Raw genomic sequence first — 12202 nt, 5'->3', positions numbered from 1 at the left:
CCTATCTCGAATATTCTTCTGGATAGGCTTTTTTTATATTATTTTTTTGATAACCCGTAATTTGTGAGTATGCTTGTTTGTATCGGCATTAAATATTCCTAAATGATCCAGCCGATCAATTCGCACTTTTCCGCTGGCGTGAATGATATAATTATCGGCCATTATTATTCCTACATGGATGATGTTACCTTCTTCATTGTCAAAAAAGGCTAAGTCTCCAGGTTCACTTTCTTCAATAAAACTTAAAGCTTCTCCTTGTGTTGACTGTTGAGAAGCATCTCGTAATAATTTGTATCCATTGAGTTTGTACACCATTTGAGTAAATCCGGAACAATCAATACCAAAAGGAGTTTTTCCTCCCCAAAGATAAGGAGCATTCAAGTACATAAATGAAGTATTTATTAAGCTTTCTTTAGTTTTCTCTCCACTAGTTTTAGTCCCTTCAAAATCAAAGTTTGAAATATTTATATCATTATGATGTATAAAAGATAGAGAAGAACCAAGCGGGATTGGTATCAATACATTATTTGGTGCCGTAATGTATTCTATTAAATCAGCATTTAGAATGATGGCTTCGTTAGATAACTGATTAAAACTAGATTCGGAAATCAGTTGTAGTTGTTTGGAATCTATCCAGCCTTCATAATCATCATATTGTATTCTGATTCTGGACCATTGTCTCAGTTGTTCTAAAATTTCAAAATGTTCACCAAATAAAACTTGAGAAACGATTTCGCTTCTATCACTGGGTTCAAAGCGAAGTGGGATTATGGCCAGGTTACAAATTCCGAACATTTAGGTTCTTTTATGAGTTAAGAATTAAGAGTTATAAGTTTTTTACACCTATAACTCTTAACTTATAATTATTTAAGCTCTTTCAATTACAATTGCTGAAGCACCGCCACCGCCATTGCAAATTGCTGCGGCACCAATTTTACCGTTATTTTGCTCTAAAACGTTTAGTAAGGTAACAATTATTCGAACACCAGAACATCCTAGTGGATGTCCTAAAGATACAGCACCACCGTTTACATTTATTTTATCGTTTTCTAATTCTAGAATTTTAGCATTGGCTAAGCCTACAACAGCAAAAGCTTCATTAAATTCAAAATAGTCTACATCATCAATGGATAATCCTGCTTTTTTTAATGCCTTAGGAAGTGCTTTTGCAGGACTTGTGGTAAACCATTTTGGTTCTTGAGCATAATCCGCATACCCTTTAATATAAGCCAAAGGTTTTAGTCCTAGTGAAATTGCTTTTTCTTCGCTCATTAATATTACTGCTGCTGCTCCATCGTTTATTGTTGATGCATTGGCGGCAGTTACAGTTCCGTCTTTTGTAAAAACGGCATTTAGTGATGGAATTTTATCTAATTTCACATTTGTGAATTCTTCATCTTTAGAAACTATGATAGGATCTCCTTTTCTTTGTGGAACAGGAACAGGAACAATTTCATTATCAAATTTCCCTGAATCCCATGCTTTAGCACTACGCTCATACGATTGAATTGCGAAGTTATCTTGATCTTCGCGGGTGAAATTATATTCTGCAGCACATAAGTCAGCACACACTCCCATAGCGCTGTTATCGTAAGCATCAGTAAGTCCGTCTTTCTGCATTCCGTCAATCATGGTTGCAGGACCAAATTTAGTTCCATTTCTTAAATTCAAGTAATGTGGAATCAGACTCATGTTCTCCATTCCTCCGGCAACTACAATTTCGGCATCACCACATTGAATAGCTTGTGCACCTAACATAACTGCTTTCATTCCGGAAGCACATACTTTATTTATTGTGGTACAGGCAACGGAATTTGGTAAACCGGCAAATATTGCGGCTTGACGAGCAGGAGCTTGACCTACGCCAGCCTGTACAACGTTGCCCATGAATACTTCATCAATTAAATTCGGATCTAACTTTATTTTATCTAAAGCACCTTTAATAGCGATTGCTCCTAATTTTGGAGCAGTAACTGTAGATAATCCCCCCATAAAACTTCCGATAGGTGTCCTAACGGCAGAAACGATAACAACTCTTTTGTTCATGACTTTTTATAATGTTGGTTTATGTAGCAAATTTAATCTTTTTTAAACAATTTCAAATTTTGATTTTGTCATTATCTTTTTTTAAATTTATTTTTATTCTATATATTTGATTGTGAACTGTTTTTGTAAAAATGATAAAAAATATTAAAAAAAAGACTTTAAATAGTTGTGAGAAACGTAAAGATGTCTTAAATTTGCAACCGCAAAACAGGACACGTTTCTTTGAGCTTGGAGGGGTGCCAGAGTGGTAATGGAGCAGTTTGCTAAACTGTCATCGAGCAATCGGTGCCAGGGTTCGAGTCCCTGTCCCTCCGCTTTATAATTTTGCTTTTCGGGGTGTAGCGTAGCTCGGTTATCGCGCCTGCTTTGGGAGCAGGAGGCCGCAGGTTCGAATCCTGCCACCCCGACTAATTTTTTTACATGAGCAATGGAGGCATAGCTCAGCTGGATAGAGCACCTGCCTTCTAAGCAGGCGGTCGAAGGTTCGAATCCTTCTGCCTTCACAACAAAACCCACTGTTTTCAGTGGGTTTTTTGCGTTTAATGATTTTTGCGTTTCTTAATTTACAACAACAAAACGCAACATTTTGCGACATTTTCACGAACAAATCACAAACATGAAAATTGAAATCAAGCTTATTACCTCTCGAAAAGAAAATCAAGATGGTATCCTTTAGTGGAAATTGCGCACCAAAACAAACGTAAATCTAAAACAATTACTTTTTGTAAAGCGAATCATTTTATTACCGACGGAAAAACGATTTCAAGTAAACATCCGGATTATGATATTTTGGCTCCTATTATAATGGAGTTGAAAATCAGAGCACGAAAATTGATTTTGAGCGGTATTGTTGATGTCGAAAAAACGTATCAAGATATGTTTGCGATAGATTTTTCGCAAATTGGATTTTTGGATTATGCAGATAAGCTGATTACTGTCATTGGATTTTCCTGTAAAAATGAAACGCAAATAAGTAACTACTACCGTGATTCCGATTATGGAGATGATTATGGTTGTTTTAAATTGTTTCTTTTTCATAGCTGTATAGCATAGAGTTATAAAAAGATGATTTATTATGGTCTATTCAAGAATATAGGATAGGTTTTAAAAAAAGCAACTGCCTAATTTTAAATTAAAACTAGACAGCTACCAGGAATAAATTGTGGTATTTAAGGTTTATTTCTGGGTTTGTGAGTTATAGTCTACTACAATATTATTAACGAGCATTTTTGCCCCTTTGTATTTGATTTTGCCTCCAGCGGGTACGCATACAATTACAGCAGAGTTCAACGCTCCAATTTTTATTTTAGCGGAAGTGGTAACCTTTTTAGCTACAAAAGTCCCAGAAACCGTATTGTATAAATCTACTTTTTTACCTTTTTCAACAGTAATAGTTACCGTTTTAGTTTCATTATACGGATTGTAATACAAGAACGAAGGATACGCTTTATCATGGAAGAAATCGGTTGCCAATAAGTTTAATTGTAAAATTCCGTCAACATCGGTTGTTTTAATAATACTCCCAAAGATTCCAACATGACCACTACCATAAACACTTAGCTGAGATTCTTCAGGATTTTGTCCCAGTACCCAAAGAGGCCCATCACCTTGTGCTACCGGAGCTTCAACATAAGAATACTTGTCGTAATTCGATTTTTTGATAATTCCTTCATAGGCAATTACCCCTTTTCCTGCGCTAGCTAATTGCGGGATGGTTTCGTGCTCATCTGGCATGTACTGCGGATAAAAATAACGGGAGGCATTTGCTGCGTTCAACATCCATTTTCCTATAGCGGAGGCATACGATTGATCGTAGCGTACCATCGGAACCATTGGCCAAGCCATATCATAAGTATTCATCAAAAAGCCATAACCACCATGGTCAACAGTACTTCCAACGGTACCTGAAATATCGAATCCATTCCAGTTTCCTACCAATACACCCCAACCTTCGCGGCATATAGCGGTTCCGTCAAAAGTCCAACCCAGCATCTTATCCGTGTCATAATGAGTCCCTTCTTCGGCATTGATTCTCGCTGATAAGTAGGCTCCAAACGGCATTAATAATTCATACGTTGGGTTTATCTTTTGTGATTCTAAAGCTGCTAAGGCACTTTTTGCTCCTTTTAAATATTTAGGATCGCCAAATTTTTTATAAGCAGAGTATAGAACCCAAGCATGTCCAGCTGCGGCATCAGGTTGTGCACATATGGTGTTCATCATGGGTTTCATTTTGGCGTAATCAAAAAAGGAATAGTCGTAATTTCCATTCAAAATAACATCGGCCTCATAAAATTTATCGGCAATTTTTCTAGCCATTTTTTCTAATCCTGGCTCATTTGGGTATTTGTCATATATGGCATAAAACAATAAATTTGGGTATACATCATACCACCAGTCACGACCGTAACCGCCACCCAGTAAGGCTACTTCGGGACAGGTATTATTCATCATAATGTCCCAACTGGTTTCGCTGTTGAAATAATTTTTTGTCATCCCAACATAATTCAGGTCATGCTGATTTCTTTTGTCAATCCCTACCAAAGTGGCACCTAATGTGGCACCCATAGTGGCTAAAGCTTCGTGGAACATTCCTTTGTTGTTCGTTCCTTGACGTACATCTGCTATGGCGGTATATAATCCCACCACGGTTTGAGGGTAATTTTTCTGGCTATCGTCCATCCAAACTAGTGGCCAATATTTGCCTTTGGCATTAAAATCGAACACTGTTTTATCAAAATCAAGTGCTAATTTTTTATAATCGATGATTTCTAGCTGAGCAGGAATATTGGGCATTTGCTCTACACGAGCTATTTTTTTCTGGATTACTTGCGCTTCTGTATTGATGGTGAAAAACAGCAGACCCGCAATGGCGATTTTAAAATAAGTTTTTTTCATTGGATTTTAGATTTTAGAATGAAGATTAACGATTTTTGACCTGAACGATAGCGAATAATAATCGTTAATCAAAAATCAATTTTTATTACTACACGATGTGCTCTGCCACTTGATCTAAAGCTTTAATATCAATAGACTCTTCTTTTTCTGGAGAAAGAATATTCCCTTCGGCAATGATCTTTTTACTGATGTAAATAGAACACAATTGCAAAAGCGCAATAATACCTATGGCATAACGGAGAGCAAAATCTTCTGAAAGGGTGTAATACAAAACCAAAAATGTTCCGGCTCCGCAAAGTCTTCCAACATATAAACCAGCTTCGTGATTCAATATGTAGGTGAATTCACCTCTTTTTTCAATATGAGAAACAATATCTATGACTCTTAACTGAATAGGGAAGTAGGCTAAATCCATTAATGGTTTGGCAATTAGCAATAGCAATAAGAATATAATCACTCCTGTTTTATTGTAAAAGAATCCATTTAAACATGCACCCAAAGCAAAAAGTATAAGTCCTGCGGCAAATGTTTTTATTCTGTCAGACGGCTTAGAAAAGCGCCCGATGAAATAAATGATAATAGCCGCCAAAATTGCTCCTATAGATTGTGCACTCCCCAAGGCGCCCTCTTCTCCCAATAATTTAAAAATAAGCATAGCTGGAGCGGTTACCAAGAATCCTTGTGCCAAACCTTTGAAGGTTGCCAAAGACAATAATTTGTACCACAGCGGATGAAACTTGAAAAAGATATATTGCTTTTGCACTGGGTTTTCAAATTTACCTCTGAAACAAACAACGGAAGCCAAAATAGTAATGGCGAAAACAATTCCTGTGATGATGAGATAGGCATCGTGTTTCTCTGCTTCCCCTGATTTCGACTGAATAAACCAACCGATTGTTGCTGGGATTACAATAGCTATTATGGTATAGATAAAAGTCTCTAAACCGTAATAATAGTTACGATTTTTATCATTTGTAATAGCCAATGCCAAATAGTCGCGGTTTGACCAATACAATCCAAAAGACATACCCATCGTGATTCCGGCAATTCCGATTCCAGTTAAATCCAATATTTTGAATGACATCATGATAATCATGGAAACGCCACTCATCATCATTCCTAAGGAATATAACTTACGAATATTAAAATGTTTCAACAGAAAGCCATTCAATATAAAAGTAAGCGGAATCCCAGTATAAATTGCCAATTGATAAATAACCACTTTAGAAGTGTCATTGGAGTTTCTCATGATGTATGCTGCCACGAAAATATCGATTACAGGTAACACCAAAGCATAAACCAGATTGGTAAAAATTAAGATGCGAAAATTATGGGTCTGACTTTGAAAATGATCAATTTCAGTTTGGATTTTTTTAAACATGGCTAAATTTTAAAAGTGAATAGATTTCTTTAATAGAAAATTTAGCCCCACAAACAAATTCATCCGAAGCGCCGTAGTATATTGTAACCGTATCTCCATCTGGTTCTAGAATGTGACCGTTTGTAAATACTACATTTCCGAAGAAACCGCTTAATTCGTACTCTGTCGTAGGGACCATTATTGGTAATTCAGTTCTTGCAATTACTTTTGTAGGATCATTCAAATCCATTAAAAATGCACCCAAACAATATTGATGATTTTCATTGGCACCATGATAAATTTCTAACCAGCCTTTATTTGTTTTTATGGGAGCAGCTCCGGCACCAACTCTTTTACTATCCCAAAGTCCTTTTCTTGTTTTAATGATACAATGATGATTCCCCCAATGAATCCCATCGGGTGAAGAAGCAATCCAAATATAATTTCCACCAATATCAACACTGCTCGGACGGTGTAAAGCATAGAACAAACCATTAATTTTTTCTTCAAAAATGGCACAATCCTTATTGTGCGCTGGTAGTATCATACCGTGTTTTTCAAAGTCTCTCCAATCAGTAGTCGTACGTAAACCAACACCTACTCCATTATCTGATACCGAAGTGAAAGTCAGATAATATTTCCCATCTATTAAAGCCACCCTGCAATCTTCTATACCAAATGTTTCTAGGATCCCTTCACCAACTAATGGCGGATAATTCTCAGGTTCATAAAATTGGCGACCATCCTCACTGCATAACAATCGAAGATGTGATAATGTTGTTAAATAATCAACTCCTTTATAATTAATTACTCTTGCGTCGGTTGCTATTAATTCAGGATCATCTTTTGGAATCTCAATAATTTTAATAGTACCTGTTTCCGTTAATATGGGAAAAGAAATTATATTATTTTTTTGCTCAGGTCTTTCTGCAACTCTGACTAAAAGCCAAGTTTTACCTTCAAATTTAAATACCCCTGGATTAAGAAGACAGGTAATTTCTAAGCCTTCGCTACTGGCAGGTATATCTGCCGGTGATAATAAAGGGTTTTCTGTAAAACGTTTTGCTATATCTTTCATACTTCTTAGTAATGTTTATCGTAATTTAAAAGGCTAACTCAAATCCATATTAGAGTAAATTTGGGTTAACCTTTATTTGGAATATTAATATCCGGTATTTTGTTTCAAAGTTCCGGCTGATGCATCAATTTCTGATTGAGGGATTGGATACAACATGTGCTTATCTTGAAAATTTTTCCCGTGTGCGGTCATAACAGCTTTTGCGATTCCCCATCTTTTTAAATCAAGCATTCTTTGATTTTCGAAACCAAGTTCTGCTCTTCTTTCTGAAATTAACCAGCCTTTTATAGTCGCTTTATCTGTAGAAGGTAGTCTGTTAAGCAAAGTCCCAACTGGTGCAATTCCGCCTGTAGTTGTTACAGTAGTTCTTGCTCTATTTCTTATTTGGTTGATTATAGCAATCGCTACTGAATAATTTCCGGTTTCGTTTAGTGCTTCTGCTTTCCAAAGTAAGGCATCTGCGTAACGCATGTATACTTTATTAGTAACTGCATCATCATTTCCTTTATTGCCACCATCTAGAGTTCCTAGAATTTTATTTACATTCTGATTGGCTGCATCTACTGTATAAAGTTTTCTCGGATCATTTGGTTCAAATGAATTTAAGAAATCGGCGCTTGGAGCAAAAAATCCCCATCCTAAAGGAGCACAAATTCCATTACCTTTTCTTGGAGTTGTATTGGTTTGATGGTCATAAGAAAAAATGACTTCATTATCTGTATACTCTTTAGAAGTACTGAAATTATCGAAATAATTGGCATTTAAGCTATATCCAAGCGGTGTTAACTCGTCAACAAAAGTTACGACTTCTGACCATTTTTCAGTATACAAAGCGGCTTTTGCCTGAAGTGCTATCACAGCACCTTTAGAAACTCTCCATTTTTCGGGAGTAGACGAATATTTACTGTTTGGCAATAATCCTTTTGCTAAAACTAAATCTGCTTTAAGTCTTTCCCAAACCAATGCCTTATCAGCTCTCACTGCAACATCAAAAGCTTCCTGGTATGTTTTTGCAGGAGCTAAAATTAATGGCACATCCCCAAAATTATTAACCAAAGAGAAATAGTAGTACGATCTTAAGAAATATGCCTCACCCAGCAATTGGTTTTTTCTGGCAGTAGTAATTCCCGTAATAGCTTCAATATCCGATTTTGTTAATAATTCAATCGCAATATTTAGTCTTTTAATCCCTTCATAGTTATATTTCCATAATCCGTTTGGACCACCATTGGTTGAAGTGTAACTGAAATTGTTGATTTCGTCCATCCAGGGCTGATCACCATCTGAAGCCCATTTTTTCTCCATATCATCCGATGCGATATCCTGCATGATGTAATCATTTTGAAAAACAAGACCTCCGCCCCAATCCCATTGTGCCAATATGTTCAATCGGTTTGAGAGCAGTTGATAAGAAGAGTTTACAGAACTTTCTACTGTATTTAATGTTGGAGTGCTGTTTGCCTGGTCCAAAGTCGTTAATCCGATAGGCTCTTGTGTAAGCTCATCTTCACAACTTACCAATACCATCAAGCTCATTAGAATACCGGTTTTAAATAAATTTTTCATAATTTATATTTTTTAATTTTTTATTTAAAGTTTAACTCTTACTCCAAAAATAAACGACCTAGATTGAGGATATGTTCCTTTGTCAATCAACGAAGTAGATTCCGGATCCAAGCCTGTATAGTCAGTTATTGTAAATAAATTTTGACCTGACGCGTACAAACGCATGTCTTTTATACCAAGAGCAGATTTATTAAAAGTATACCCAATTTCTAAATTTTTCAATCTCAAATAAGAAGCATCCTCCACAAAAACACTAGAAACATTACCACCACCATTATTATTAAAAGTAACGCGAGGAGTTGTATTACTTGTTCCTTCACCATTCCAGCTATCCAATACGGCGGTTGTAGAATTGAACGGACGGCTATCATAATTTAAGATTTGTTTCAAATCATTGTAACGATCTACCCCTTCTACTCCTTGCAATAAGAAAGAGATGTCAAAGTTTTTGTAACTCGCATTAAAATTGACACCGTAAGTTACTTTTGGAATTGGATTTCCAATAAAAGTTCTGTCATCAGCATTTATTTGTCCATCACTATTTATATCTTTAAACTTAATGTCCCCAGGTTGAGTTGCATTAGCATTTGAAAATAAATGAGAACTAACTTCACCTGTATTTTGATAAATACCATCAAATTGATAGCCATAATACGAACTTATTGCTTGACCAACTTCTGTTTTAGTATGCGTAAAATCGTCAGAAATATTTTTTACAAATTCATGAAGTTTGTTCACTTTGTTTGTTAGCGTAGCAATGTTTGCATTTATACCGTATTTAAACTCATGGTCGTTGTTTTGAAAATTTACTCCAAATTCAAGTCCTTTATTGTTTACTTCCCCAGCATTTACGTAAGTTCTTTCTATAACTCCCACTGATACTGCAGGTAAGCCCACGGTTAATAAAATATCATCGGTAGTTTTTGTAAAATAATCAGCTGTAAAAGTCAATTTGTTATTCAAGATTCCTAAATCAACTCCAAAGTTAGTTTGCGTAGTAGTTTCCCATTTCAAATCTGGATTACCATAACGTACTACATTTACAACTCCTCCTGTAGAAGATACCAATGTTTCGTAAGCATTATTTGGTAATTCTTGATTTCCGGCTTGGCCCCAGCTTGCTCTCAATTTCAAATTAGATATCCAATCTGCTTTCTCCAAAAAATTTTCTTTAGAAACAACCCAACCGGCAGAAACCGAAGGAAAATAGCCCCATTTATTGTTAGGACCGAAACGAGAAGAAGCATCCGCTCTCATTGTCGCAGTAGCAAAATATTTGTTGTCATATCCATAAGTCCCAGAAGCAAAATAAGATAACAAACTCCAGTTACTTGCAGATCCTGAACTGAAAGCATTAGTTGTACTTCCATAATCAAGATATCTAAAAGGATCTGTAGTATTGTCAAAATTTTGTCTGCTACCACCTATTGCTGCCTCTTTGCTATTGATATTTTCCATGCCAAGCAATGCATTTACGCTATGCAATTCTTTGAATGTTTTAACATAATTCAATGTGTTCGTAAAAGTAAATGTCATTCCCTGACCTCTATTTTCATCTAAACCATTAGGCCTATTGTTTCTTCCCAAACCATAATATTGATTAGAAGTGTCATTGATATTAGCATCACCAAAATTTTCACTAAAATTTTTGTTATGAGAAAATTTGATATCTACACCTAAATTACTTTTGAATTTCAAAGATTTATCGCCTAAGAAAGTATACTCTCCGTATAAATTTCCAAAGGTTTGGAATGTATTGCGTTTATCATCCGTAAAATTAACAATGGCAATTGGGTTTGAACCATATTCATAAATTTTGCTCCAACCATCATTTGGACCGGTATAAAAAGGTAAATCAGTATATGGATTTCTTTGAGAATACGTTGGATCATTTACATCTTTATAAACTCCCAAAACCGGCGGACGAATCAATGCATTACGTATAACTCCAGGAGCATCACCGCTGGAAGATAATTTATCTTGTTTTGCGTAGCTCAGCTGTACATTGGTACCCACTTTAAAACGACTGGAAATATCCGCATTAACGTTTGTTCTAAAATTAAACCGTTGGTATTTATCATTGTCTTCTACCACAATACCGTCTTGTCCAAAATAACCTCCCGAAATTAAATATTGCATGTTTTCAGAAGCTCCACTTGCCGAAGCTTGGAAATTTTTAGATATCCCTGTAGTGAATAACTCATCTTGCCAATCGGTATTGGCCAAGTCGGTTCTGTTTCTGTCTGCTGCATAAGGACTAATAGCCGATGCCGCATTTCCTGCTGTATTATGCCAAGCCTGATCTTTTACCGTTAAGTACTGATCCGTATTCAACATTTTAGGAAGATTAGTGGCAAAGTGTATTCCTGAGTACATCTCAACATCAAAACTGGTCATCCCTTTTATTCCATTTTTAGTCGTAATCAAAACAACACCACCTGCAGCTCTAGATCCATAAATAGCACCTGCAGCTGCATCTTTCAATACAGTCATTGCTTTCACATCCGATTGATTAAGGAAAGAAATATCACGGGTAGGAACTCCGTCTATAACATACAATACATCATTGTTTCCAAGTGTACCTTCTCCTCTAATACGTAATTTTATCCCATCACCAGGAGCTCCAGTATTGGCAGCTACAAAAACACCGGCAATCTGTCCTTGCAAGGCTTGAGCTACATCGGCAACCCTTGTTTTGGATAAATCATCCATATCAACGGTACTAACTGCTCCAGTTATGGAAGCTTTCTTTTGACTGGTATACCCTACAATAACTACCTCATCTAATTTTTGTGAATCACTAGTTAATATTGCATTGATAATGCTGTTTCCTTTTACCGGAATTTCTTTGGTTAAATATCCTATATAACTAAAAATTAAAACAGCATTAGAGTCTACTTTGTTAATTGTATAATTACCATCAAAATCAGTTACGGTATTTATAGCTGTTCCCTTGACAGTAACATTTACTTGTGGCAATGGACCACTACTATCCGAAACAACACCTTTAACGGTTTGGGCATGCATGATACTCCCTGATAAAATTATTCCTAATAGAACTAAATTATAAATGATATTTTTTCTCATCATAGTGAAGTGTTAAATTTATTAATAATTTGAGTTAATTTTTTCATGTTAATAAAAATTTGGTTAATTAAATGCAATAATGGTTTTTTTTGATTCAAAAATCATTTTATAAAAGTAATTTCAGAGTACAAAAAAAGGTGTACACTATTTCATCAAAAGTGTACACC

Annotated in this window: 8 protein-coding genes and 3 tRNA genes; 4 read left to right on the top strand and 7 right to left on the bottom strand. The window is 35.7% G+C overall.

Annotation, left to right across the window (positions count from 1 at the left end):
* Positions 1-33: 33 nt before the first annotated feature.
* Together E0H99_RS10915 and E0H99_RS10910 are read right to left on the bottom strand one after the other, a co-directional pair.
* A complete protein-coding gene (locus tag E0H99_RS10915) occupies positions 34-795 on the bottom strand; it encodes a C40 family peptidase (RefSeq protein WP_131995181.1) in 762 nt (253 codons plus the stop codon).
* Positions 796-867: 72 nt separating this feature from the next.
* Positions 868-2046 carry an acetyl-CoA C-acyltransferase gene (locus E0H99_RS10910; RefSeq protein ID WP_131995178.1) on the bottom strand — a complete coding sequence of 393 codons (1179 nt, stop codon included), beginning with the start codon at positions 2044-2046 and terminating at the stop codon, positions 868-870.
* 230 nt (positions 2047-2276) lie between these two features.
* Here E0H99_RS10910 and E0H99_RS10905 point away from each other — a divergent pair.
* The 4 genes from E0H99_RS10905 (at position 2277) to E0H99_RS10890 (ending at position 3099) form a co-directional block, all read left to right on the top strand.
* Positions 2277-2360: transfer RNA gene (locus E0H99_RS10905), tRNA-Ser, on the top strand.
* Positions 2361-2378: 18 nt separating this feature from the next.
* Positions 2379-2453, top strand: a tRNA-Pro gene (locus E0H99_RS10900).
* Between the two features lie 22 nt (positions 2454-2475).
* Positions 2476-2549: transfer RNA gene (locus E0H99_RS10895), tRNA-Arg, on the top strand.
* 172 nt (positions 2550-2721) lie between these two features.
* Positions 2722-3099: a hypothetical protein gene (locus E0H99_RS10890; RefSeq protein ID WP_131995175.1), complete on the top strand. Its 378-nt coding sequence runs from the start codon at positions 2722-2724 to the stop codon at positions 3097-3099.
* Positions 3100-3222: 123 nt separating this feature from the next.
* Here the strand turns inward: E0H99_RS10890 and E0H99_RS10885 are convergent, their stop codons facing one another.
* From E0H99_RS10885 to E0H99_RS10865, 5 genes are all read right to left on the bottom strand, one after another.
* The gene (locus E0H99_RS10885) at positions 3223-4944 is read right to left on the bottom strand and encodes a hypothetical protein (RefSeq protein WP_131995172.1); all 1722 of its coding nucleotides are present in this window, start codon (positions 4942-4944) and stop codon (positions 3223-3225) included.
* A gap of 88 nt (positions 4945-5032) precedes the next feature.
* On the bottom strand, positions 5033-6325 hold the full coding sequence (locus E0H99_RS10880) for an MFS transporter (protein ID WP_131995169.1): 1293 nt from the start codon (positions 6323-6325) through the stop codon (positions 5033-5035).
* Positions 6318-7382, bottom strand: coding sequence for a glycoside hydrolase family 130 protein (locus E0H99_RS10875; RefSeq protein WP_131995166.1), 1065 nt, complete (start codon positions 7380-7382; stop codon positions 6318-6320). Before E0H99_RS10875 ends, E0H99_RS10880 begins: the two co-directional genes overlap by 8 nt.
* Before the next feature lie 84 nt (positions 7383-7466).
* Positions 7467-8948, bottom strand: coding sequence for a RagB/SusD family nutrient uptake outer membrane protein (locus E0H99_RS10870; RefSeq protein WP_131995163.1), 1482 nt, complete (start codon positions 8946-8948; stop codon positions 7467-7469).
* 24 nt (positions 8949-8972) lie between these two features.
* On the bottom strand, positions 8973-12038 hold the full coding sequence (locus E0H99_RS10865; protein WP_205728688.1) for a SusC/RagA family TonB-linked outer membrane protein: 3066 nt from the start codon (positions 12036-12038) through the stop codon (positions 8973-8975).
* Positions 12039-12202 lie beyond the last annotated feature (164 nt).

It is taken from the genome of Flavobacterium sp. GT3P67 (assembly GCF_004349155.1).
Classification (GTDB): Bacteria; Bacteroidota; Bacteroidia; order Flavobacteriales; family Flavobacteriaceae; genus Flavobacterium; species Flavobacterium ranwuense.
The sequence above is the reverse complement of the archived record's forward strand: the minus strand, read 5'-3'. Positions and strand labels throughout refer to the sequence as shown.